The following is a 22,940-nucleotide window of genomic DNA, read 5'->3' on the forward strand; positions in this document are numbered from 1 at the left end:
TGCTCACGGCTTTCGCGCGTGGCGCGCGACGACGCCGGCGGCCAGCTCGGCCCCGTCGAACGCGCCGGAACGGACGCGGCCGGACAGGGTACGGGCGATGATCCGGTCGGTGACCGAGGGCAGATGCCGCGCCAGGAACAGCTCGACGGCGCCACGGCGGGTGGTCGCCACGTCGCGCCGCGCGCGGCGGCCCAGCGCGGCGCGCAGCACCGCGTCGACCACGCCCTCCAGCGGCTCGTACCTGCTCATGCCCTCCAGGGACAGGCCCGCGACGGCGGTCGAGTCGTGGATGGGACTGCGTACCGCCGACGGGTAGACGCAGGTGACGGTGACGTGGGTGCCGATCTCCAGCCGCAGCGCGTCGGCGTACGCGACGAGCGCTCGTTTGGAGGCGCCGTACGCGGCCGCGAGGGGGAGCTGCATGACGGCCATCCGCGAGGAGAGCATGACGACCCTGCCGCGGGACTGGACGAGGGCGTCCACGCAGGCGGCGGTGACGCGCCAGGCGCCGAGCAGGTTGATGTCGAGCTGGCGGCGCACCTCGGCGCCGGGCGGCAGCTCGGCCGGGGCCGGCCCGCCGATGCCGGCATTGTTGATCAGCAGGTCGAGGCCGCCGAGTTTCGCGATGGCGACGGCCACGGCGTCGGGCACGGCGGCGTCGTCGGTGATGTCGCAGGCCAGGACCTCGACCGGGTCATCGGCGCGCGGGGCCAGGTCCAGGCCGATGACGTGGGCGCCGAGCCCGGCCAGGCGGGCACTGATCGCCCGGCCGAACGTACCGGACGCGCCGGTGATGAGGACACGCAGGCCGCGAGCGTCACGGTGGCGGCCGGGCAGGTGGCCGGGGGAGGTTCGGGACGTGCTCACGCGGGGGTCTCCTCACGGCGGGCAGGGGTGAACGGCCGGGCTCCCCGCAGCAGCCGGACGCGGCCGGCCTTCATCTCGCGGGGCAGATCGGCGACATAGCGGTCGAAGTCGATCCGCATGATGGGACGCCGGTCGCCGCCCCACCGCTCAGTGGCGGCGCGCAGGGCGCGGGCGACGGCGCGCCGCTGCTCCAGGGGGGTGGGCAGGGCGTAGCGGCCGGACAGGTGGGCGGCGACCAGCTTGGCCTGGGCCTCGACGACGGGCAGGGCGGCGCCTGTGGACTGCATGAGCCCCACGAAGGCCAGGCTCGGGTCCTGCAGGTGGAAGACCCGCTGGTACAGCGGCAGCCGCTCCGCGTCGTCGCCGACCCAGCGGGAGGACAGGAAGGGGATGGTCACGCGGTAGCCGGTGGCCCAGACGATCACGTCGACCGGGTCGGACGTGCCGCCGGTGAAGACGACGCGGTCGCCGTCGAGGCGGTCGATGCCGGGCCGTGCGGTCACCTCGCCGTGGGTGAGGCGGTGCAGGATGGTGTCGCTGATCGTGGGATGGTTCTGGAAGAGGCCGCCGGAGGGGGCCGGCAGGCCGTAGCTCTGCGGGGTGCCGACGGCCAGCCGGAGGAGCGTCTCGGCGATGCGCTGGCGCACCCGCCACGGCAGCGCCGACATGGCGGCGCCGGTCGCGTCCGCGGGCCGGCCGAACAGGTACTTCGGCACGATGTGCACGCCATGGCGGGCCGAGAGCAGAACCGGGCCGCGGGCGACGTTCGAGGCGTCGACGGCGATGTCCATGGCGGAGTTGCCCATGCCCACCACCAGCACCCGGCGGTCCCGGAAGATCTCGGGGGTGCGGTAGTCGTGGGCATGCAGCTGGGTGCCGTCGAACGTGCCGGGGTAGTCGGGCTCGGGCATCCGGGGATCCCAGTTGTGGCCGTTGGCGACCACGACCGCGTCGTAACGGCCGGCCTCTCCGGACTCGGTCGTCACGACCCAAGGGAGCGGTCCTGTGCCCTCGCGCTTCACGGACCTCACCGTGCTGCCGAACCGCAGGTGCGGGGTCAGGCCGAAGGTCCTCGCGTAGTCGGCGAGGTAGCCGGCCACGTGGTCGGCCGACGGGTAGTCCGGCCACTCGGCGGGCATCGGGAAGTCGGCGAACTCGGTGCGGCCCTTGCTGGTGTTGAGGTGCAGGGAGGCATAGGCGGGTGACAGGCCGCTGCTGTTGTCGCGGGCCCACAGCCCGCCGGGCCGATCGCCCTTCTCGTACGTGACGACGTCGAGGCCGACGTCGAGCAGGGCCTTGGTGGTGGCGAGTCCGGCCGCTCCGGCGCCGATCACGGCGACCCGGCACGAGGGGGTCATGGGTGGGGTTCTCCCGTCAGCCATGAAGGCGCCTGGTCGAGGACACGTGGTGCTGCCTTCTCGCGGAGGGTCGTTGTGGTGGTCTCCAAGGCTAGGGCTTGATCGGAGGCCGGACCATGGTGTTTCGTACGGTTTTGCCGCTCCGGGTTGTGGCGGATCACAATCTCGGGGCAGGATCGCGGGGTGGACGCTCGCGACGACTGGACCCCTGTGGTCGACCTCATCGAACGGGTCGTCGGCGACGCCGACCTGATGTCGTCGGTCGTGGCCGGCGTACGCACGATGGTGCGAGAGGTCGCCGCCCTGCCGTCGGCCGACATCGCCGGGCACACCCGCGCGCTGCTCGTCGCGGCGACCCGGGCGCTGGCGGCCAGGCGCGGCCCGACGGAGGCGGAGCTGTCGTTCGTGGAGGAGCTCGCCGTGACGCGGGCCCGGCAGGGCGTGCCCGTCGAGGCGGTGCTGGGGGCCATCCACGTGGCCGAGCGAGCCATCTGGTCACGGGCCCGGGAGGTGGCGGGCGCGGCCGGGGTCGGCGCCGAACGCCTGCTGGACGCGCGTGAGCTGTACGACGACTGGGCGGAGGCCGTACGGGCCAGGCTGATCGCTGCTCACCGTGCCACGAAGGCCGGGCAGGGCCCGCGAACGCGGGATCGGGAGGCAGCCATCCTGCGGCGGCTGCTCGACGGGGGTTCCGCGGGCGCGCTGGCCGCCGCCGAGGCGGGACTGCCCGTCGCGGGCGGGCTGTGGGTGCTGGCCGGCCGGCCGGGAGAGGCTGCCGCGGGGCTGGAGCGTTCGCTGCGGGATCAGCCGCCGGTCCTGTGCGCGGTCGTGGACGGGCTGCTGGTCGGGGTGCTCGGCCGGGCGCCGTCGAGTCGTGTCGCCAGGGCCGGGGTGGTGGCCGGCCTCGCCGGCCCCGCCGAGCCCGAGGAACTGGCCGCCGTACGACATCTCGCGGTCGCCGCGCTGAGCGCGGCCGAGTCGGCGGGCCGGACCGGGGTCGTCCATGTCGCCCGTGTGCCGGCGCTGGCCGCGGTCGTCGACCGGGCCGACCTGGCCGCGGTGCTGCTCGACCACCACCGGCCGGCGTGGACGGCACTCGGCGCGCGGGCCGAGCCTGTGGCCCGTGCGGTGTGCGCCTGGCTGGAGGCCGATCGGGACGTGGACGTGGCGGCCGAGAGGCTGTTCGTGCATCCCAACACCGTGCGCAACCGGCTGCAGCGCTTCGCCGAGGTCACCGGGATCGACCCGTCCGCCACGTTCGGCGGGGTGGACGCCTGGTGGCTGTGCCACTCCTGGCTCGCCCAGGCCTGACTCTCGCGGCAGATGCCGGTTTTCGTCGGTCGTCAGGCTGCCTCGAAGGAGCGGCGGGACAGGCCCACGCCGTAGCCGTCGAGTCTGGTCACCACCGGCGCCGTGGGGTCGCCGGCCGCGCCGAGGGTGACGAACAGCGGGGTGAAGTGCTCCACGGTCGGGTGGGCGTACGGCATGCCGGGGGCGGCGGTGCGGAAGCGGGCGAGTTCGGCGACGTCGCCGCGGGCCAGCGCGTCGGCGGCCCAGGCGTCGAAGTCGGACGACCAGCCCGGCACCACGTTCCCCTGGAACATCTCCCTGGTCAGGAACGGCAGGCCGTGGGTCATGTGGCCCGAGCCGATCACCAGGACGCCCTGGTCGCGCAGCGGGCGCAGCCGCTCGCCGATGGCCAGCAGCCGGTCGGGGTCCTCGGTGGGCAGGCTGAGCTGGAGCACCGGGATGTCGGCTGCCGGGTACATGATCTTCAGGGGCACCCAGGCGCCGTGGTCGAGGCCGCGGCGGCCGTGCCGGTGGACGTGCTCGGTGTCCGGCATGAGGCCGGTCACCTGCCTGGACAGCTCGCCGGCGTCCGGGGTGTCGTAGCGGAAGGTGTAGTAGAGGGCGTCGAAGCCGCCGAAGTCGTACACGAGCTCGTCGGGCCGGTCGGCGCTCACCGACAGCGGCGCGGACTCCCAGTGCGCGGAGACGACCAGGATCGCCTTCGGTTTGGGCAGGGAGCGGGCCCAGTCGTGCAGCGGGGTGAGCCACTCGGGGCTCTGGAAGGGCAGGGGCCCGCCGCCGTGGGACAGGTAGAGGCTGGGCAGCGGCCCGTCCTGCGGCGTCCACGCCCGGTGCGGGTCGGCGGCCTCCAGGGCGGCGGCGCGCCGCAGGTGGGCGGCGAAGGGGTGCGCGGCCGGGATGCGGGCGTCGGCGGCGGCGGTCGGGGAGAGGGCGGGCGTGGACATGGAGGCTCCTCAAGGCCGGGGGGCTGCGATGTGCTTCATGGGGCAGGATCATCATGGGTAGCAAACTTGTCGCGACAACCATTCCCGGACAGGACGGATTCTTTTGGACACTCCCTGGCTCGACCGGCCGCAGCTGCGCGCCTGGGTCCGGCTGCGCGCGGTGCTCGAACTGCTCCCCGGCGTGCTCGACGCCCAGCTGCGCCGCGACGCCGGCCTGACGGAGTTCGAGTACTACGTGCTGGCGACCCTGTCGGAGACGCCCGGACGGACCTCGCGCATGACCGAGCTGTCCTGGGGCACCAACGCCACACTCCCCCGGCTCTCCCACGTGGTGACCCGCCTGGAGGGGCGGGGCCTGGTGGAGCGCCTCTCCCGCCCGGAGGACCGCCGCACGACGCACGTCCGGCTCACCGACGAGGGGTGGGAGAAGGTACGGCAGGCGGCCCCCGGCCACGTGGAAACCGTCCACCACCACGTCGTCGACGCCCTCACCCCGGAGCAGCTCGACCAGCTCGCCGCCATCGCCGACGCCGTCCTCGCCAGGCTGGACCCTTCGGGGACGACGGCGGCGATCTACACCCGCTACGACGAACAGCTCAAAAAGGAAAAGCGCGATCCTGGTCCCGGACGGTGACCCACTGCAGCTCGCTGAACTCCTCGGCGGCGAACCCGAGCCCGAACCGCCCCCAGCCGCTGTCCTTGACCCCGCCGAACGGCATCTGCGGCTCGTCGTTGACCGGCTGGTCGTTGACGTGCACGATGCCGACGTCCAGCCGGGCGGCCAGCTTCAGCCCGTGACGGGGGTCGCCGGTGATGACGGACGCGGCCAGGCCCAGGTCGGAGGCGTTGGCGCGGGTCACCGCCTCCTCGGCCGAGTCGACGGCCTCCAGCACCACGACCGGGCCGAACGTCTCGCCCTGCGCGATCTCGGCCTCGTCCGGCACGTCGGTCAGCACGGTCGCGGGGTAGCACGGGGGCTGCGGCACGCCGCCCGCCAGGACGCGGGAGCCGAGCTCGACGGCCTCCTTGACCCGCCGGTCCAGCAGCGCCAGCGCCCATTCGTTGATCACGGGGCCGACCACGGTGGCCGGGTCGTGCGGGTCGCCGGTCGGCAGCGCCGCCACCTTGGCCGCGAACCGCTCGGCGAACTCGGCCGCCAGCGGCCGTTCCACGTAGATGCGCCGGGCGCACATGCACACCTGGCCCTGGTGGATGAAGGCGCCGTAGGTGGCGGCGTTCACCGCGTAGGCGAGGTCGGCGTCGCGGGTGACGATGAGCGGGTTCTGGCCGCTGAGCTGGAGCACGACCCGCTTGAGGTGGCGGCCCGCCTTCTCGGCCAGGCGCCGGCCGGTCGGGGTGGAGCCGGTGAAGTTGACGCGCTTGACCATCGGGCTGGTCAGCATCGCGTCGGCCACGCCGCCGGCCTCGCCCGGGGCGTGCGTGACCACGTTGAGCGCGCCGGCCGGCAGCCCGGCCTCGTGCAGCACCTCGGCCCACAGGGCGCCGCCGGTGTACGGGGCCTCCTCCGACGGCTTGACCACGACGGTGTTGCCGAGGGCGAGCGGCCCGACGACGGCCCGTCCCGACAGGGTGAGCGAGGCGTTCCACGGTGCGATGGCGCCGACGACGCCGACCGGGCGGCGGACCGCCATCGCCTGCATGCCCTCGACGTCGGACGGCAGCAGGCTGCCGGTCGGCTGGTAGGCGAGCTGGGCGGCCTGGCGCAGCAGCTTGAGCGCGAAGTCGACCTGGACCTCGCCGAAGTAGCGGCCGCACCCGGTCTCGGCGGCCAGGGCGTCGAGGATCTCGCGGCGCCTGCCGTCCAGGATGTCGGCCGCGCGCAGGAAGACGTGCTGACGCCGCCCGGGCGGCAGCGCCGACCAGCCGGGGAACGCCGCGTGCGCGGCGGCGATGGCCGCCTGCGCGTCCTCGGCGTCGCCGGCGGCCACCTCGGCGAGCACCTCGCCGGACCACGGCGAGTGGTCGGGATAGGTACGGCCGGAGCCGGCGGCCACCCACTCGCCGCCGATGAAGTGCCCGAATCGCGACTTGCGCCAGTCGCTCCCCGCTCGGGCCATGTGCCGTGGTCCTCTCGTTCGACGTGTTCGCATCAGAAGCATTCGGATGACTGGAACGCTGGAATCATATGCTGACCCCTGTGACCGATGAAGAGCTGGCCCGGACCTCCGCGGCGTCCCACTCGGTGTCGCTGGAGCGCGGGCTGAGCATCCTGGACGCGTTCACCGGCGACCGCTCGGTGCTGGGGATCGCCGACCTGGCCAGGGCCGTGGGGCTGAACAAGAGCACCACGCACCGCTACGTGGCCACGCTGACCTCGCTGCAGTACCTTCAGCAGGACCCGGAGACGAAGAAGTACTTCCTCGGCCCGCGCGCCGTCGACCTGGGCTTCGCCGCGATCGACTCGATGGAGCTGACCCGCGTCACCGGGCCGCTGCTGCAGGCGCTGGCCGACGAGACCGGGTTCACCACCAGCGTGGCCGTCGCCGACGGGCCCGACGTCGTCTACGTGGACCGGCGGCGCAGCACCAGGCGCACGTCCCTGGCCATGGACCTCAACCTGCACGTCGGCTCGCGGCTGCCGGCCTACTGCACCTCGATGGGCAAGGTGCTGCTGGCCTACCGGGACCCGGCGGCGCTCCGGCAGATCCTGGACCGCACCGACATGGCCCGCCGCGGGCCCAAGACCATCACCAACCGGGAGCAGCTGCTGGCTGCGCTGGCCAAGGTGCGCCAGAACGGGATCGCGGTCAACGACGAGGAGCTGGCCCCGGGCCTGCGCTCGTTCTCCGCGCCGTTGCGCGACCGCTCGGGCGACGTGGTGGCCGCGATCAACATCGCGGTCTACCTGACGATGGCCCCGACCACCGTCGAGGCGCTGGCCGGGCGGCTGGAGGCGCCGCTGCGGCGCACCGCCGCGGAGATCTCCCGGCGGCTCGGCTACCGGCCGTCGGCGTAGCCGCGTTCCACTGAGTGAATTCGCGTTCCATTCCTTCGGACGTCCTGTTGCACGGGTGTTAACGGACCCGTACGGTCGGGGTCACCTTCACGGCATTCCGCAGGTCGGAGCCGCGCCATGGCCACGAGCCGGGCCGGCAGCCGACCCTCCCCTTCCTCGAATGTCCCCGCGGCGCGCGTCGCCATGGACGGGACATCGTCCGGCATAAGGAGTCCTCGCGTGAGCGACGCTTCCCCCGGCGGCATGAACCGCCGATCCTTCCTCAGCGCGGTCGGCCTCGGCGCCGCCGCGATCGGCGGGGCGCCGCTGCTGAGCGCCTGCGGAGGCCTCAAGGGCACCGGCGCCTCGTCCTCCGACGTCCTCAAGATCGGGTACGTGAGCCCGCAGACCGGCGCGCTGGCCGGCTTCGCCACCGCCGACAACTTCGTGGTCAAGCAGGTCACCGAGGCGCTGCGGGGCGGCTTCACCGCCGGCGGGAAGAAGCGCACCGTCGAGATCATCGTCAAGGACACCCAGTCCAACCCCAACCGGGCCACCGAGGTCACCCGCCAGCTCATCAACAGCGACAAGGTGGACCTCATCGTCGGCTCCTCGACGCCGGACACCACCAACCCGGTGGCCGACCAGTGCGAGGCCAACGGCATCCCGAACGTCACCACCATCGCCCCCTGGGAGGCGTGGTGGAACGGCCGGGGCGGCAAGGACGGCGAGGGCTTCAAGTACACGACGCTGTTCTTCTTCGGGATGCAGGAGTTCGCCGACTGCTTCTTCCCCATGTGGGAGCGCATGGAGGTGGGCAACAAGAACGTCGCGGCCCTGTGGCCCAACGACACCGACGCCAACGCCTTCCGCCAGGGCCTCGGCCCGATGATCACCAAGGCCGGCTACGAGGTCGTGGACGGCGGCGCGTACCAGAACGGCGTCACCGACTTCAGCTCGCAGATCGCGAAGTTCAAGTCGTCGGAGGCCGAGCTGTTCACCTGCACCCCGATCCCGCCCGACTTCCAGACGTTCTGGAAGCAGGCCCGCCAGCAGGGCTTCAAGCCGAAGCTGGCCACGGTCGCCAAGGTCATGCTCTTCCCCTCCGAGGCCGAGGCCCTCGGGCAGCTCGCCAGCAACATCGCCACCGACTTCTGGTGGAGCCCGGCGCACCCCTACAAGTCCACCCTGGACGGCAAGACCGCCCAGCAGCTCGCCGAGGACTTCGCCGCCACCGGCAAGCAGTGGACCCAGGCGCTCGGCTCGGTCTACTCGCTGTTCGAGATCGCCGTCCAGGCGTTCAAGAACGCCGGCGACCCCAAGGACCGCGACGACGTGGCCGACAAGCTGCGCACCATGAAGATCAACTGCATGAGCGGCGACCTGGACTTCACCGCCGGCCCCAAGCCCGGCATCGCCCTGCAGCACCCGGTCGGCGGCCAGTGGCGCAAGGGCACCAAGTTCCCCTGGGACGTGGCCATCGTCGACAACACCCCCAACAAGGCCGTCCCCATCGGGGGCGACCTGCTGCCGACCGGCGCATGATGACCGCACCGCTGCTGCGGCTGGAGAGCCTGTCCAAGAGCTTCGGCCAGGTGACCGTCGCCCGGGACCTGGCCCTGTCGCTGGGACCGGGCGAGGCGCTGGGCATCGTCGGGCCGAACGGGGCGGGCAAGTCCAGCCTGTTCGCGATGATCTCCGGCGACCTGCGCCCGGACGCCGGCACGGTCTGGCTGGACGGGCGCGACGTCACCGGCGTCCCGCCGCACGCCCGCACCCGCGCCGGCATCGGCCGCACCTACCAGGTGCCGCGCCCGTTCAGCCACCTCACCGTGTTCGAGAACGTCCTGGTGTGCGCGCACCAGGGCGCCGGGCTGCACGGCAAGCAGGCCTGGTCGCAGGCCATGGACGTGCTGGAGCGCACCGGCCTGGCCGACCTGGCCAACACCGCCGCCGGGCGGCTCACCCTGCTGCAGCGCAAGCGCCTCGAAGTGGCCCGCGCACTCGGCACCGGCCCTCGGCTGCTGCTGCTCGACGAGGTCGCCGGCGGGCTCACCGAGCCCGAGGTGGCCGAGCTGGTCGAGGTGATCAGGCGGCTGCACGCCGACGGGCTCGGCATCGTGTGGATCGAGCACGTGGTGCACGCCCTGGTCAAGACCGTCGCCCGGATGATCTGCCTGGCCGGCGGCGACGTCGTCGCCGACGGCGAGCCGGTCGCGGTGCTCGCCGACGCCAAGGTACGCGAGCTGTACCTGGGCGGCGTCATGGAGGGGGAGGAATCGTGAGCCTGCTGTCGATCCGCGACCTCACCGTGCACCACGGCCTGCTGCGCGCCGTGGACGGCGTCAGCCTGGAGCTGGAACGCGGCGAGGTCCTGGCCGTCATCGGCGCCAACGGCGCCGGCAAGTCCACGCTGCTGCGGGCCCTGGCCGGGCTCAACGCCCCCACGTCGGGGACCGTGCACCTCGCGGGCCGCGACATCACCCGCTCCCCCGCCCACCAGCGGGTCTCGGCCGGGATCGCGCTGGTCCCCGAGGGCCGGCGGCTGTTCCGCTCCCTCACCGTCGAGGAGAACCTGCTCACCGGCACCTACCGCAAGCGCGGCGGCCCCTGGACCCTGGAACGGGTCTACGAGCTGTTCCCGTGGATGACCGAACGGCGACGCCAGAACGCCGCGCAGCTGTCCGGCGGCGAGCAGCAGGCCGTGGCCATCGGCCGGGCCCTGCTGACCAACCCCGACCTGCTGCTCGTCGACGAGCTGTCGCTGGGCCTGGCGCCGGTCATCGTGCGCCGCATCTACGAGACGCTGCCGGAGATCGTCGCCGCCGGCACCACCGCGCTCGTCGTCGAGCAGGACGTCTCACAGGCCCTGCGCGTCGCCGACCGGGTGCACTGCCTGCTGGAGGGCCGCTCGGTGCTGGCCGGCCGGCCCGCCGAGCTCACCGCGGAGCAGGTCGAGCACGCGTACTTCGGCATCGGCGACCTCACGCAGGACGGGAAAGACTGACATGCAATGGTTCAACGCGGTGGTCCAGGGACTGCTGCTCGGCGGCCTGTACGCGCTGTTCGCGACCGGCCTGTCACTGATGTTCGGCGTGATGCGGATCGTCAACCTCGCCCACGGCGACCTGGCCGTCGTCGCCTCGTTCCTGGCCCTCGCCCTCGTCGGCGGCACCGGGCTGCCGCTGTGGGTGGTCATCGTGGTGACCGTGCCGCTGTTCGCGGTGCTCGGCTACCTCACCCAGCGGGTGCTGCTGCAGGGCAGCCTCTCGTCGGGGCCGCTGGCCACCCTGCTGGTCACGTTCGGGCTGTCGATCGTGCTGCAGAACGTGCTGCTGGAGATCTTCTCCGCCGACACGCGCACCCTGGACGGCGGCTCGTTCGCCACCTCCTCCTTCCAGCTCGCGGGCTCCGTCACCGTCGGCTGGCTGCCGCTGGTCACGTTCCTGCTGGCCTGCGCCGTGCTGGCCGGCATCCAGGTGTTCCTGACCCGCACCGGGCTCGGCAGGATGCTGCGCGCCTCCTCCGACGACCGCGAGACCGCGAACCTGGTCGGGGCCGACAGCCGGCACGTGTACGGCGTCGCCACCGCCATCGCCTTCGCCACCGTGGCGCTGGCCGGGCTGATGTTCGCGGTGCGCTCGTCGTTCGACCCGGCCACCGGCCCGTCGCGGCTGATCTTCGCGTTCGAGGCGGTCGTCATCGGCGGCCTCGGCTCGCTGTGGGGGACGCTGCTGGGCGGCATCGTGCTCGGCGTCACCCAGTCGCTCGGCTCCCAGATCGACCCGGCGATGACGCTGCTCGCCGGACACCTCGTCTTCCTCGCCGTGCTGGCCTTCCGGCCGCAGGGCCTGCTCGCCGGACGGACCACATGAGCCTCTCCCATCTGCTGACCGAGCGGGCGGCGGCCGCCGTGGACGTGCGCCGCGCCGCCCGCACCTCCAAGGTGTCGGGCGGGGCGATGCTCGCCGTCGTGGTGCTGCTCGCGGCGCTGCCGTACGTGGTCTTCAGCGACGTCACCGACACGCTCGTCAACTTCTACGTGCTGGTCGCGCTGGCGAGCATGTGGAACCTGCTGGCCGGGTTCGGCGGCCTGGTCTCGGTCGGGCAGCAGGCCTTCGTCGGGATCGGCGCCTACAGCGTGATCGCGCTGGCCGACCTGGGGGTGCAGCCGTACCTGGCGGTGCCGCTGGCCGCGCTCACCTGCGTGGTGTTCGCGGTCCCCACCTCGTGGCTGGCCTTCCGGCTGCGCGGCGACTACTTCGCCGTCGGCACGTGGGTGATCGCCGAGGTGTACCGGCTGCTGGTGGTCCGCGTCGACGCCCTCGGCGGCGCCAGCGGCAAGGGCCTGGCCGGGCTGTCCGGCCTGGACCCCGCGCTGCGCGGCGCGCTGACCTACTGGGTGGCGCTGGCGCTCACCCTCGCCACCGTCGGCGGCTGCTACCTGCTGCTGCGCGGCCGGGTGGGGCTGTCGCTGATGGCGGTGCGCGACGAGGAGACCGCCGCGAGCGCCGCCGGCATCGACGTGACCCGGGCCAAGCGGATCGTCTACCTGGTGTCGGCCGCCGGGACCGGCGCGGCGGGCGGGGTGATCACGGTCGGCTCGCTCAGCGTCAACCCGGACGCGATCTTCAATGTGCAGTGGTCGGCGTACATGATCTTCATCGTGGTCATCGGCGGCATCGGCTTCGTCGAGGGGCCGCTGCTCGGCGCGGTGGTGTTCTTCGCGCTGCAGCAACTGCTGGCCGACTACGGCTCGTGGTACCTGGTGCTCCTGGGGGCCGTCGGCATCGCGGCCGCGCGGTGGCTGCCGGGCGGGCTGTGGGGGCTGGTACGCGACCGGACCGGGCTGAGCCTGTTCCCCGTCGGCTACCACGTGCGGGGTGTCGATGTTTCCTGAGACGCTGAGCGGGGCTTCATCGGCCATCGGGCGCGGCGAGCTGTCGCCGGTCGAGCTCACCGAGCACCTGCTGGAGCGGGTCGCCGCGACCGAGCCGGCGCTGCACGCCTACGCCACCGTCACCGCCGAGGCCGCGCTCGCCCGCGCCCGAGCCCTCGCCGGCGAGCCGCCGCGCGGCCCGCTGCACGGCATCCCGATCGGCGTCAAGGACCTCATCGACACGGCCGGCGTACGCACCAGCTACGGCTCGCCCCGTTTCGCCGGGCACGTGCCGGAACGGGACGCGACAGCGGTCACCCGGCTGCTGGCGGCCGGGACGGTGATCCTCGGCAAGCACACCACGCACGAGCTGGCCTGGGGCGGCCGCACCGACAGCGCCTGCTTCGGTCCCACGCACAACCCGTACCTGCGCGGCCGCATCCCCGGGGGCTCGTCCGGCGGGTCGGCGGCCTCGGTCACCGCCGGCAGTTCCCTGGGCGGGCTGGGCTCCGACACGGCCGGCAGCGTACGCATCCCCGCCGCGCTGAGCGGCTGCGTCGGCTTCAAGCCCACCCGCGGCCGGATCCCGCTGGACGGCGTGCTGCCGCTGGCCCCGTCGCTGGACCACCTCGGCGTCCTGGCCCGTACCGTGGACGACGCGGCGCTGCTCATGGACGCGCTCGCCGACCCCCTCACGGACGAGCCGCCGGCCCGGCCTCGGGTCGGCTGGCTCGGCGGCTGGTTCGCGGCGGTGCTCGCCCCCGAGGTGCGCGCGGCGCTCGACGCCGTACGGGCCCGGCTGGAGGACGCCGGCGTGACCGTCGTGGACGTCGCCGTCCCCGACGAGCCGCTGATGCCGGAGGCGCCGCTGGCCAGGATCGTCCGCGAGGCCGGCGCCTACCACCGGGCCGCCTTCGCCGAGCAGCCGGAGCTGTTCGGGCCGGACGTCGCCGAACTGATGCGGCTGCCCGCGCCGCCCGCCGAACAGGTGGAGCGGCAGGAGGCCGCGCTGGGCCGCGTCGTCGCCGCGCTGCGCTCCGCACTCGACGACGGCTGCGACGTGCTGGCCTGCGCCACCGTACCCGTGACCGCACCGCCCATCGGCGCCCACACCGTCACCGTCGACGGCCACGTATGGCCCGTCGAATTCGTGCTGACCCGGCTCACCGCGCCGTTCAACGCGGCCGGCCTGCCGGCGATCACAGTGCCGGTCGCCCTGGCCGACGGCCTGCCGATCGGGCTGCAGCTCACCGGCGGCCCGCTGCGCGACCCGACGGTGCTGGCCGCGGCCCGTCTCGTCCAGCGGCTCACCCCTCCCCCGCCGCCCCCCGCCATCCGTAGCGAAGGAGATCAACGATGAGAGTGACGGCTGCGGTCGTCGACGAGCTCGGCGGGCGCTTCCACGTCGAGGAGCTCGACCTCGACGAGCCGGGACCGGGCGAAGCCCTCGTACGCGTCGTCGCCTCCGGCATCTGCCACACCGACACCATCACCCGGCACGGCGACCTGCCGATGCCGTTCCCCGCCGTGCTCGGCCACGAAGGGGCCGGCGAGGTCGTGGCCGTGGGCGACGGCGTCACCTCCGTACGGCCCGGCGACCACGTCGTCATCGGCTGGCCCTCGTGCGGGACCTGCCGCAACTGCCGCGACGGCGAACCCCGCTACTGCGCCCGCCTCGGCGAGGCCCTGTGCGGCGGCGGCCGCCTGCTCGGACCACGGGCCGGCCAGAGCGCGTTGCGCAGACCGGACGGCTCGCCCGTGCACAGCCACTTCTTCGGCCAGTCGTCGTTCTCCACCTACGCGCTCACCTGGGCGGACGCCCTCGTCGTCGTGCCTTCGGACGCGCCGCTGGACCTGCTGGGCCCGCTCGCCTGCGGCATCGCCACCGGGGCGGGCGCCGTGCTGAACACCGTCAAACCCGGCCCCGGCTCCAGCCTGGTGATCTACGGAGCCGGCGCGGTCGGCCTGGCCGCGGTGATGGCGGCCAGGCTCTCCCCCGCCACGAAGATCATCGCGGTGGACCGGCACCCCTCCCGGCTGGAGCTGGCCCTGGAGTTCGGCGCCACCCACACCGTCGACGCCTCGCGGACCGACCCCGTCGCCGAAGTCCACCGCATCTGCGACGGCCCCGCCGACCACGCCATGGAGTGCACCGGCGTCATCCCCGTCGTACGCCAGGCCGCCGACAGCGTCGGCATGCTGGGCACCTGCGTCCTCATCGGCGGCGCCCCGGCCGGCGCCGAGTTCTCCCTCGACCACCTGACGACGCTGTGGGGCAAACGCATCGTCGGCACCCTCGGCGGCAGCGGCCGCAGCGAGACGCTCATCCCCACCCTGATCGAGCTGCACCGGCAGGGACGCTTCCCCTTCGACCGGCTGGTCCGCTTCTACGACCTGGCCGACATCGAGACGGCACTGCAGGACAGCCACCGGGGCGAGGTGCTCAAGCCCGTCCTTCGTATTAAGGATTAATCATGACCATCTCCCGCGAACTGCTTATCGGCGGCAAGAGCGTGCCCGCGCGGTCCGGCCGTACCACCGCCGACCTCAACCCCTACACCGGACAGCCGTACGCCACCGTGGCCGCCGCCGGACCCGAGGACGTGACCCTCGCCGTGGACGCGGCGCAGGCCGCCTTCGACGACTGGGCGGCGCTCAGCCCCTTCGCCCGCCGCGCCATCTTCCTCAAGGCCGCCGACCTGCTCCAGGAACGCGGCGAGCAGGCGGCCGCCCTCATGGCCGGCGAGGTCGGCGGCACCCGGCCGTGGGCCCTGTTCAACGTCGGCCTGGCCGCGAACATGCTGCGCGAGGCCGCCGCCGCGATCACCGCCCCGCGCGGCGACGTGCTCACCGCGCAGGAGGAAGGCGCGCTCGGCCTGGCCGTACGCGAGCCCGTCGGCGTGGTCGCCGCCTTCTCCCCCTGGAACGCGCCCCTCATCCTCGGCGTCCGCTCGGTGGCCGCCGCGCTCGCCGCCGGCAACACCGTCGTCATGAAGCCCAGCGAGGACGCGCCGATCGCCTGCGGCCTGTTCGTCGCCGACGTGCTGGCCGAGGCCGGGCTGCCCGGCGGCGTGCTCAACGTCGTCACCAACGACCCCGCCGACGCCGCGCAGATCGCCGAGACGCTCATCGCCGACCCCCGCGTACGCGCCGTCAACTTCACCGGCTCCACCGAGGTCGGCCGCATCATCGGCACCCACGCCGCCCGGCACCTCAAGCCCGCCATGCTGGAACTCGGCGGCAAGAACGCCATCATCGTGCTCGACGACGCCGACCTCGACTACGCGGTGGACGCGGCGACGTTCGGCGTGTTCATGAACGCCGGGCAGATCTGCATGTCCGGCGACCGGATCCTGGTGCACGAGTCGCTGGCCGAGGAGTTCACGGCCAGGTTCGCCGCCAAGGTCGCCGCGCTGCCCGCCGGCGACCCGGCCGAGCCGACCACGGTCATCGGGCCGCTGGTCTCCGCGGCCGCGGCGCGGCGCGTGGCCGCCCTCGTCAGCGACGCCGTCGCCAAGGGCGCCACCGTCGTGACCGGCGGCGGCGAGCCTTCCGGGGCGGTGCACCCGGCGACCGTCCTGACCGGCGTGCCCGCCGACGCCGACCTGTACTACGGCGAGGGCTTCGGCCCGATCTGCGTCATCGACACCTTCGCCACCGACGAGGAGGCCGTCGCCAAGGCCAACGACACCGACCACGGCCTGACCGCGGGCATCATCACCGAGAACGGCACGCACGGCCTGCGCGTGGCCCGCCGGCTGCAGACCGGCATCGTCCACATCAACGACCAGTCGGTCGCCGACGAGCCGCAGGCCCCGTTCGGCGGCTTCAAGTCCTCCGGCTACGGACGCTTCGGCGGCCGGTGGGGCATCGAGGCGTTCACCAACACCCGCTGGATCACCCTGGCGACCCAGCACGCCCACTACCCCTTCTAGGGTGCGCCCTACTGATTCGCGGCCACGACGTCGGCGAGCGGGGTGGCGGCGTGACCCGTCAGGTGCGTGATGTCGTCGCTCACCCCGTCGAGCTGCCCCGCCGCGATGGCGGTGTAGGTGGACACCCACGCGTCGACCTGCCAGTCCGGGGCGCCGTAGGAGGCGCGCGAGCGATAGGCCTCCTCCACCGTCTCGGGCTGGTAGGTGATCGTACGGCCGCTCGTCCGCGACAGGATCTCGGCGACCTCCGTCAGGGTGAGCGCGTGCGGGCCGGTCAGGTCGTAGGTGCGGCCCGCATGCTCGTCCGGCCGCAGCAGCACGGCGGTGACGGCGTCGGCGATGTCGTCCTGGGCCACGACCGCGGCCCGGCCCTCCCCCGCCGGGCCGCGGATGACGCCGTCCTCGCCCACCAGGGCGGGCATGAAGTCGGCGTACAGGTTGTCGCGCAGGAAGGTGAACGACAGCCCGCTGCCGCGCAGGTGCTGCTCGGTGGCCCAGTGGTCGCGGGCCAGGGTGAAGACGGCGTCCGGCGCCGCGCCGAAGAACGACAGGTAGACCACGTGCCGGACGTTCGCTCGCGCGGCGGCGTCCACGAACGCCCGCTGCCGGTCCAGGCGGTCGGGCGACTCGGAGGCCGAGACCATGAACAGCACCTCGACGCCTTCCAGCGCGGCGACCGCGCCGGGCTCGCCGTAACCGCAGCGCACCGCGGTCGCGCCGGGCAGGTCCGGGGCGCGGCCGGGGTCGCGCACCGCCAGCCGCTGCGGCACCCCGGCCGCGGCGAGCCTGCGGGCGACCCGGCCGCCGACGCGGCCGGTCGCCCCCGTCACGGCGATCGTCGCCTGGCCGGAGCTGGTCACAGTGGACCTCCTTCGATGTGTCGAACCTGGCGCCGATCTCCGGCACGAGCGGTTCGACGGAGTGCTTCAGTCAGTCTCGCAGCCGGGCAGCGGCAGCGGGAAGCCGGCCGACCGGATCACTGGCGGTCCACGCCGCCGAACTCGGCAGGTACGAGTTCGCAGGGTGCGACCGGCCCGCGGATCACCCCGACGCCGCCTCCGTTGCTCTTGGCCGGGTCACCGGCGGCGGAGTGCATGACGACGACGAGCGTCTCGTCCGGCCCGAAGTCCTTCGGGTCGATCCAGAACCCGGGGCCGTCCAGCCGTCTGAGCGGCATCCGCTGCGGCTGGGGCACGGTCTCCCCTCGCGGCTCGCGGCAGGTCTGCCCGTAGGGGACGTAATCGATCACGGCTCGCACGCCCTCTTCCCGCAGCCTCTGCTCCAGCTCCTTGGGCCTGACGAACTCGTTGATCTGCACGGTGACGGTCCCGTCGGGGTTCTTGACGACGGCGAACGCCGGCGTCTCCGACGCCAGCGGCACGGCGACCGCCACCACCGCGGCCACCGCCGCGACCAGCCCCGCCGCAGCCACCAGCCGGCGTGCGGGCCGGCGCGCCGGCCGGGGCTCCCAGGAGACCGCAGCGGCCTCCGCGCGCAGTTCCTGGAGCAGCTTGTCCCTGAACGACACCCTGAACGACACCGCCATCACAGTCCTTCCGTCACGAGGGCCGCCGCCACCCCTGGCACCTTCCGCAGAGCCCGGCGGGCGCGATGCAGCCGCACTCTGGCCGTTCCCACCCTGATGTCCAGGGCCTGGGCCGCCTCCGCCACCGTCAGCTGGTCGATGACCACGAGTTCCAGCAACGCCCGCTCCCCCTCCGGCAGGTCGGCCATGGCCGACAGCGCCCGGCGGGCGGGCTCCTCGGCGTCGATGCGGTCCGTCAGATCGGCGATGTCGTCGCCGTCCAGCAACCGGCGCGCGACGATCCGCTCGACGGCGCGCGCCTCGCGCTCGCTGCGGCGTCGTTGGGCCAGCAGCACGTTGCGCGCCACCCCGTACAGCCATCCGGTCTCGCTTCCTCGTCCTGGCCGGTAGGTGTGCCGGGAGTGCAGCGCCGCGAGGAATATCTCCGCCGTGAGGTCGGCCACCGTATGCGGATCGGCTGTCCGCCGTGCGACGAACCGTGTCATCAGGTCGAAGTGCCGCAGGTAGAAGTCTTCGAAAGCCTGCGTCCGTGTTGACGGATCCGCCGGTTCCTCCTGGTCGGGCCGCACGCGCCGGGCTCCCTTCGGTCAACAGTGTTCACACCTTGTACTTGACCGAAGCCGACAATGCATTACGAGGCGGGCGCACCGCTCGCGGTGCCAGGGCCGCCCAGGTGCCGGGCGAAGAACCAGACCGAACTGTCGATTTCCCGAGGGCATCGTGCGCGCCGCTTCACGCATCTTGGGGAAGGTGCGCAGCTGCTCGGCCTTGCCCGCCCGCTCTGCCCGGGGCGGCCCTCAGCCGAACGCATCCGCCCAGTTCGGCCTCCTCCGCCGCACGGCCGACTCGGCTCCACGCAGACGGCCACCACGACGACGCCCAACAGCTCGGGCCCTGCGGCCAAGGCCACCACCCCCGACAGGCCACGTCGCGACGATGCCGCCGCTCTCGGACCGGTAGTGGACAAGCTGCGCTGGCTGTAAGCCGACTCCTCCGTGCGGATGCCTCCCGGCAACCGGCTGGAACAGGAGGACACTCATCGGCGAGTTGGGCGGCGACCGGGCCGAACAGGCCGCCCCTCGTAGCCATGGTGGTGCCAGGCTTGGCCCGCCTTTCAGCTCATCCACGCATGATCACACAGCCGCCCGTCCTGCGAGTCATCGGATCTCAAGTCGTCTTTGACCAGGTTGACGAGGCTATATCCCCTCAAAACCCGACGATACATCCGATGTCAACTCTTGTTAATTGGGTGTTTCGCTGCTATCTCCTTGGATCAACTGCCGTGTGATCGGAGGAATCCGTGCCCCACCCCCCACGACGACGACGGATCGGCCCCGCCTTGATAGCCGCTTTACTGCTCGCCAGCGGACTGTCCGCGCCCGCTGCGGCAGCCGCCGCAGTGGATCAGACACCCGATGACTTGACCCTCTGGTACGACAAGCCCGCCACCGACTGGGAGAGCCAGGCCCTCCCCATCGGCAACGGCCCCCTGGGCGCCACGGTGTTCGGCGGCGTCGCGACCGAGCAACTCCAGTTCAACGAGAAGACCTTGTGGACCGGCGGCCCCGGCGTCTCCGGCTACGACTTCGGCAACTGGAGAACGCCCCGGCCGGGCGCCATCGCCGAGGTCCAGCAGCAGATCGACCGCGACGGCAAGATGGCACCCAATGCCGTGGCGGCCAAGCTGGGCCAGTCCAAGACCGGCTTCGGCGCGTACCAGACGTTCGGCGACCTGTTCCTCGACTTCGCCGGCGCCCCTGCGAACCCCGCGGAGTACCGCCGCGAGCTGAGCCTGCGCGAGGCCGTGGCCCGTGTCGGCTACACCGCCGACGGCGTACGTCACCAGCGCGAGTACTTCGCCAGCAACCCCGGCAACGTCATCGTCGGCCGGATCTCGGCCGACCAGGGCGGCAAGGTGTCCTTCACGTTACGGCACACCTCGCCGCGCAACGACAAGACCGTCGCGGCCTCCGGCGGCAGGCTCACCATCCGGGGCCGGCTCGCCGACAACAAGATGACGTTCGAGGCCCAGATCCAGGTGATCGCGCAGGGCGGCACCCGTACGGACGCGGGGGACAAGATCACCGTCACCGGTGCCGACAGCGCCGTCTTCGTGCTGTCGGCCGGCACCGACTACGCCGACACCTACCCGGCCTACCGGGGCGAGGACCCGCACACCAAGGTCACCGCCGCGGTGGACGCCGCCGCCGCCAAGAGCTACGACCAGCTCAAAGCCGCGCACGTCGCCGACTACCGCAAGCTGTTCGACCGGGTGAAACTGGACCTCGGCGGCTCGACCCCCGCCATCCCCACCGACCGGCTGCGCAGGAACTACACCGGCGGCGCCTCGGCCGACGACCGGGCGCTGGAGACGCTGTTCTTCGCCTACGGCCGCTACCTGCTGATCTCCTCCTCCCGGGAGAACGACGTGCTCCCCGCCAACCTGCAGGGCGTGTGGAACAACTCCACCAGCCCGCCCTGGTCGGCCGACTACCACGTCAACATCAACCTCCAGATGAACTACTGGCTCGCCGAGCAGACCAACCTCCACGAGACGACCAAGCCGTACGACCGCTACATCTCGGCCATGGTGGCGCCCGGCCGGGTGACCGCGCGGGACATGTACGGCGCGCGCGGCTGGGTGGTCAACAACGAGACCAACCCGTTCGGTTTCACCGGCGTGCACGACTACGCCAGTTCCTTCTGGTTCCCCGAGGCCGCGGCCTGGACCACCCAGCACCTGTACGACAGCTACCGCTTCACCGGCGACACGGCGTACCTGCGCGACACCGCCTACCCCGTGATCAAGGGCGCCGCCGAGTTCTGGCTGGACTTCCTGCACACCGACCCGCGCGACGGCAAGCTCGTGGTCTCACCGAGCTACTCGCCCGAGCACGGCGACTTCTCGGCCGGCGCGTCGATGTCGCAGCAGATCGTCCGGGAAGTGTTCACCAACGCCCTCGCCGCGGCCAGGAAACTGGGGGTGGACGAGGACTTCCAGGCCGAGGTGAGCGGCGCACTGGCCAAGCTGGACCCGGGCCTGCGCGTCGGCTCCTGGGGCCAGCTCCAGGAGTGGAAGAGCGACTGGGACGATCGGAGCGACACCCACCGGCACGTCTCCCACCTGTACGCCCTGCACCCCGGCAACCAGATCACCCCCGGCAGCCCCGAGGCCGAGGCGGCGAAGGTCTCGCTGAGCGCGCGCGGCGACGGCGGGACCGGCTGGTCCAAGGCCTGGAAGATCAACTTCTGGGCTCGGCTGCTGGACGGCGACCACGCCCACAAGATGCTCGGCGAGCAGTTGAAGGCGTCCACGCTGGACAACCTGTGGGACACCCACCCGCCGTTCCAGATCGACGGCAACTTCGGCGCCACCTCCGGCATGGCCGAGATGCTGGTGCAGAGCCAGCATGACGTGGTGCACGTGCTGCCCGCCCTGCCTTCGGCCTGGAAGAACGGCTCGGTGAGCGGTCTGCGCGCCCGCGGCGACGTCACCGTGGACGCCGCCTGGAAGGACGGCGCGCCCGACACCGTCACCCTCCACCCGGGCAGCTCCGGCCCGATCAAGGTCAAGTCGCCGTTCATCTCGGGGCGCTACCGCGTCTATGACGAGCGGGGTCACGAGATCGGCGCCCACCGCGACGGCGACACCCTGAGCTGGAACGCCGGCGCGGGCAGGACGTACACGATCCAGAACGAGGCCGCCGTCGTCCTGCGCGCGCCCGGCACCGCCACGCCGGGCACGCCGTTCGAGGCCGAGGTCACGGTCACCGCGACCCGCCGCCGTGCGGTGCCGGCCGCCGACGTGGCGCTGACCGTTCCGCGGGGCTGGACCGTCGTACCGGCCACCCGCCACCTGCCCGGCACGGCGCCAGGAAAGACCCGCACCGCCACCTTCACCCTCACCCCGGGACCGGCCGACGGCGCCCGGCAGGCCGTGCTGGCCGCCACCGTCACCGGCGACTCCTGGTCGGGCGCGGCCAGTGCCGTGCTCGCCCTGGACCCCTGCGCCCCGGCCGCGGCCGGCTCGGTCCTGGTCGCCTGGGATCCGAAGGAGGGCGGCACGGTCACCGACTCCTCCGGCAACGGCCGCGACGCCGCCGTCACCGGCGGCGCCCCGGCCTACGACCCGACAGCGCCCAGCGGCAGCGGGCTGGTGCTGGACGGGAACACGTACCTGACGACCGGCGCGACCTCGCTCGGGCTGGTCCGGGAGGCGACGTTCGCGGCGGAGGTGAAGATCGGCGGCAGCGGTTACCGCCGGCTGTTCGACTCCCAGCGGTCCGGCGACCCCGGCACCGACGGCGTGCTCATCGACGTCACCCCGGGCAACACGCTGCGCTTCATCGGCGCGGGCGCGAACGTCGGCCTCAACACCACCCTGCCGACCGGCCGCTGGATCGACCTGGTGGTCACCCTGGAGCGCACCGGCGCCATCACCGTGTACGTGGACGGCGAGCGCAAGGCGACCGGCCAGGCCACCTCCGACGGCATCACCGGCTGCACCGCCCGTCCGCTCCGCTTCGGCGCCGACCAGGGCGGCGGGCAGCGGCTGACCGGCGGCGTCGACCGGGCCGCCGTACTCGCCCGCGCGCTGACCCCCGAGGAGGTGAAGACCTGGCGGGACGTGGCCGCCAAGTAGGCTGTGCGATCTGTTGCGGGCGTGTCCTACGGCTTTGCCGCACGCGCCCGCAGCGTTCGTGCCCAGGACGCGACAACTCCGGCACCTCGGCCCGGACCTTGCGGGCAGCCGCGACAGCGCGGGGCCCAGCCACCGCCACCCCTCCGCCGACCTCGACTGCGACCGCGGCTACGAGTGGTGGCTGATGAGCAGCAAGGCCCGCAACCCTGGCATCAAGCTGGTGGGCCTTGCCCGGGGAGCGCCCGGCTGGCTCGGCGACGGCACTTCTGGTCCCAGGACACCATCAACGCGAGCCTCCGTCCGCCGCCAGGCGGGTGAGCCACTCGCGCAGCAGGTGCTGCTCGGCCTCGCTCAGGACGTCGGCCTCGTCGGGCAGAGCGGCGCGCAGCGCGCGGGCCGCCGCGGCGGGGCCGGTCTCCTCGGCGGAAACCATCGGTTCGGCGCGACGGCTGCCTCGACGATGCGGCGACGGGGGCTGTCGGTGGTGTCGGTGGTGTCGCGC

General features: G+C 72.8%; 20 protein-coding genes and 1 pseudogene. 13 read left to right on the forward strand and 8 right to left on the reverse strand.

The genetic code is table 11. From position 1 onward, the window contains the following. Positions 1-3: 3 nt before the first annotated feature. A complete protein-coding gene (locus AC27IY_RS34740) occupies positions 4-867 on the reverse strand; it encodes an SDR family NAD(P)-dependent oxidoreductase (protein WP_487180573.1) in 864 nt (287 codons plus the stop codon). Continuing rightward, a complete protein-coding gene (locus tag AC27IY_RS34745; RefSeq protein WP_487180574.1) occupies positions 864-2,225 on the reverse strand; it encodes a flavin-containing monooxygenase in 1,362 nt (453 codons plus the stop codon). Before AC27IY_RS34745 ends, AC27IY_RS34740 begins: the two co-directional genes overlap by 4 nt. Before the next feature lie 183 nt (positions 2,226-2,408). On the opposite strand from AC27IY_RS34745, the gene AC27IY_RS34750 reads away from it, so the two are divergent. Continuing rightward, positions 2,409-3,536 carry an RsbRD N-terminal domain-containing protein gene (locus AC27IY_RS34750; RefSeq protein ID WP_449955419.1) on the forward strand — a complete coding sequence of 376 codons (1,128 nt, stop codon included), beginning with the start codon at positions 2,409-2,411 and terminating at the stop codon, positions 3,534-3,536. Between the two features lie 32 nt (positions 3,537-3,568). Here AC27IY_RS34750 and AC27IY_RS34755 read toward each other — a convergent pair whose 3' ends face one another. Then, positions 3,569-4,480, reverse strand: a complete 912-nt coding sequence (locus tag AC27IY_RS34755) for a dioxygenase family protein (RefSeq protein WP_423476144.1) — start codon at positions 4,478-4,480, stop codon at positions 3,569-3,571. A 103-nt stretch (positions 4,481-4,583) separates the two neighbouring features. Between AC27IY_RS34755 and AC27IY_RS34760 the strand changes: the two genes are divergently transcribed. Further along, positions 4,584-5,114, forward strand: a complete 531-nt coding sequence (locus tag AC27IY_RS34760; protein ID WP_371248040.1) for a MarR family winged helix-turn-helix transcriptional regulator — start codon at positions 4,584-4,586, stop codon at positions 5,112-5,114. On the opposite strand, the gene AC27IY_RS34765 is transcribed toward AC27IY_RS34760, so the two are convergent. Next, entirely contained in the window at positions 5,077-6,558 is a 1,482-nt protein-coding gene (locus AC27IY_RS34765) for an aldehyde dehydrogenase family protein (protein ID WP_487180575.1), read from the reverse strand. The two genes, AC27IY_RS34760 and AC27IY_RS34765, sit on opposite strands and share 38 nt — an antisense overlap. 80 nt (positions 6,559-6,638) lie before the next feature. Between AC27IY_RS34765 and AC27IY_RS34770 the strand changes: the two genes are divergently transcribed. From AC27IY_RS34770 to AC27IY_RS34810, 9 genes are all read left to right on the forward strand, one after another. Then, on the forward strand, positions 6,639-7,457 hold the full coding sequence (locus tag AC27IY_RS34770) for an IclR family transcriptional regulator (RefSeq protein ID WP_344207543.1): 819 nt from the start codon (positions 6,639-6,641) through the stop codon (positions 7,455-7,457). Positions 7,458-7,676: 219 nt separating this feature from the next. Next, positions 7,677-8,981 (forward strand): ABC transporter substrate-binding protein, encoded by a 1,305-nt coding sequence (locus AC27IY_RS34775; protein ID WP_371248038.1) that lies wholly within the window; start codon positions 7,677-7,679, stop codon positions 8,979-8,981. Beyond that, entirely contained in the window at positions 8,978-9,721 is a 744-nt protein-coding gene (locus tag AC27IY_RS34780) for an ABC transporter ATP-binding protein (RefSeq protein ID WP_371248037.1), read from the forward strand. The genes AC27IY_RS34775 and AC27IY_RS34780 overlap by 4 nt, the downstream gene beginning before the upstream one ends. After that, on the forward strand, positions 9,718-10,443 hold the full coding sequence (locus AC27IY_RS34785; RefSeq protein WP_364447749.1) for an ABC transporter ATP-binding protein: 726 nt from the start codon (positions 9,718-9,720) through the stop codon (positions 10,441-10,443). The genes AC27IY_RS34780 and AC27IY_RS34785 overlap by 4 nt, the downstream gene beginning before the upstream one ends. Position 10,444: 1 nt before the next feature. Further along, on the forward strand, positions 10,445-11,311 hold the full coding sequence (locus AC27IY_RS34790; RefSeq protein ID WP_091094198.1) for a branched-chain amino acid ABC transporter permease: 867 nt from the start codon (positions 10,445-10,447) through the stop codon (positions 11,309-11,311). Then, a complete protein-coding gene (locus AC27IY_RS34795) occupies positions 11,308-12,336 on the forward strand; it encodes a branched-chain amino acid ABC transporter permease (RefSeq protein ID WP_344207547.1) in 1,029 nt (342 codons plus the stop codon). The genes AC27IY_RS34790 and AC27IY_RS34795 overlap by 4 nt, the downstream gene beginning before the upstream one ends. After that, positions 12,326-13,675, forward strand: a complete 1,350-nt coding sequence (locus AC27IY_RS34800) for an amidase (RefSeq protein ID WP_487180790.1) — start codon at positions 12,326-12,328, stop codon at positions 13,673-13,675. The genes AC27IY_RS34795 and AC27IY_RS34800 overlap by 11 nt, the downstream gene beginning before the upstream one ends. After that, positions 13,672-14,787 carry an NAD(P)-dependent alcohol dehydrogenase gene (locus AC27IY_RS34805; protein ID WP_487180576.1) on the forward strand — a complete coding sequence of 372 codons (1,116 nt, stop codon included), beginning with the start codon at positions 13,672-13,674 and terminating at the stop codon, positions 14,785-14,787. Before AC27IY_RS34800 ends, AC27IY_RS34805 begins: the two co-directional genes overlap by 4 nt. A gap of 2 nt (positions 14,788-14,789) precedes the next feature. Further along, the gene (locus AC27IY_RS34810) at positions 14,790-16,250 is read left to right on the forward strand and encodes an aldehyde dehydrogenase family protein (RefSeq protein WP_423476137.1); all 1,461 of its coding nucleotides are present in this window, start codon (positions 14,790-14,792) and stop codon (positions 16,248-16,250) included. 8 nt (positions 16,251-16,258) lie between these two features. Here the strand turns inward: AC27IY_RS34810 and AC27IY_RS34815 are convergent, their stop codons facing one another. The 3 genes from AC27IY_RS34815 to AC27IY_RS34825 all read right to left on the reverse strand — a co-directional run bounded on the left by AC27IY_RS34815 (position 16,259) and on the right by AC27IY_RS34825 (position 18,365). Then, positions 16,259-17,080: an SDR family oxidoreductase gene (locus tag AC27IY_RS34815; protein WP_487180791.1), complete on the reverse strand. Its 822-nt coding sequence runs from the start codon at positions 17,078-17,080 to the stop codon at positions 16,259-16,261. 146 nt (positions 17,081-17,226) lie between these two features. Beyond that, a complete protein-coding gene (locus AC27IY_RS34820; RefSeq protein ID WP_487180577.1) occupies positions 17,227-17,790 on the reverse strand; it encodes a hypothetical protein in 564 nt (187 codons plus the stop codon). Positions 17,791-17,795: 5 nt separating this feature from the next. Then, positions 17,796-18,365 carry an RNA polymerase sigma factor gene (locus tag AC27IY_RS34825; RefSeq protein WP_487180578.1) on the reverse strand — a complete coding sequence of 190 codons (570 nt, stop codon included), beginning with the start codon at positions 18,363-18,365 and terminating at the stop codon, positions 17,796-17,798. A gap of 851 nt (positions 18,366-19,216) precedes the next feature. On the opposite strand from AC27IY_RS34825, the gene AC27IY_RS34830 reads away from it, so the two are divergent. Both AC27IY_RS34830 and AC27IY_RS34835 read left to right on the forward strand, forming a co-directional pair. After that, complete coding sequence (locus tag AC27IY_RS34830) at positions 19,217-22,438, forward strand: glycosyl hydrolase family 95 catalytic domain-containing protein (RefSeq protein WP_487180579.1); 3,222 nt, start codon at positions 19,217-19,219, stop codon at positions 22,436-22,438. A 58-nt stretch (positions 22,439-22,496) separates the two neighbouring features. After that, positions 22,497-22,694, forward strand: a pseudogene (locus tag AC27IY_RS34835) (hypothetical protein); the annotation flags it as partial. Positions 22,695-22,721: 27 nt separating this feature from the next. Here AC27IY_RS34835 and AC27IY_RS34840 read toward each other — a convergent pair. After that, positions 22,722-22,871: a hypothetical protein gene (locus AC27IY_RS34840; protein ID WP_423449198.1), complete on the reverse strand. Its 150-nt coding sequence runs from the start codon at positions 22,869-22,871 to the stop codon at positions 22,722-22,724. Positions 22,872-22,940 lie beyond the last annotated feature (69 nt).

This window comes from Nonomuraea sp. B208, from assembly GCF_057536035.1.

Bases quoted from the DNA above. Each gene is read 5' to 3' on its own strand.
- AC27IY_RS34745 (WP_487180574.1), bottom strand. From the start codon at position 2,225: ATGACCCCCTCGTGCCGGGTCGCCGTGATCGGCGCCGGAGCGGCCGGA.
- AC27IY_RS34755 (WP_423476144.1), bottom strand. From the start codon at position 4,480: ATGTCCACGCCCGCCCTCTCCCCGACCGCCGCCGCCGACGCCCGCATC.
- AC27IY_RS34765 (WP_487180575.1), bottom strand. From the start codon at position 6,558: ATGGCCCGAGCGGGGAGCGACTGGCGCAAGTCGCGATTCGGGCACTTC.
- AC27IY_RS34780 (WP_371248037.1), top strand. From the start codon at position 8,978: ATGATGACCGCACCGCTGCTGCGGCTGGAGAGCCTGTCCAAGAGCTTC.
- AC27IY_RS34790 (WP_091094198.1), top strand. From the start codon at position 10,445: ATGCAATGGTTCAACGCGGTGGTCCAGGGACTGCTGCTCGGCGGCCTG.
- AC27IY_RS34795 (WP_344207547.1), top strand. From the start codon at position 11,308: ATGAGCCTCTCCCATCTGCTGACCGAGCGGGCGGCGGCCGCCGTGGAC.
- AC27IY_RS34800 (WP_487180790.1), top strand. From the start codon at position 12,326: ATGTTTCCTGAGACGCTGAGCGGGGCTTCATCGGCCATCGGGCGCGGC.
- AC27IY_RS34805 (WP_487180576.1), top strand. From the start codon at position 13,672: ATGAGAGTGACGGCTGCGGTCGTCGACGAGCTCGGCGGGCGCTTCCAC.
- AC27IY_RS34810 (WP_423476137.1), top strand. From the start codon at position 14,790: ATGACCATCTCCCGCGAACTGCTTATCGGCGGCAAGAGCGTGCCCGCG.
- AC27IY_RS34840 (WP_423449198.1), bottom strand. From the start codon at position 22,871: ATGGTTTCCGCCGAGGAGACCGGCCCCGCCGCGGCGGCCCGCGCGCTG.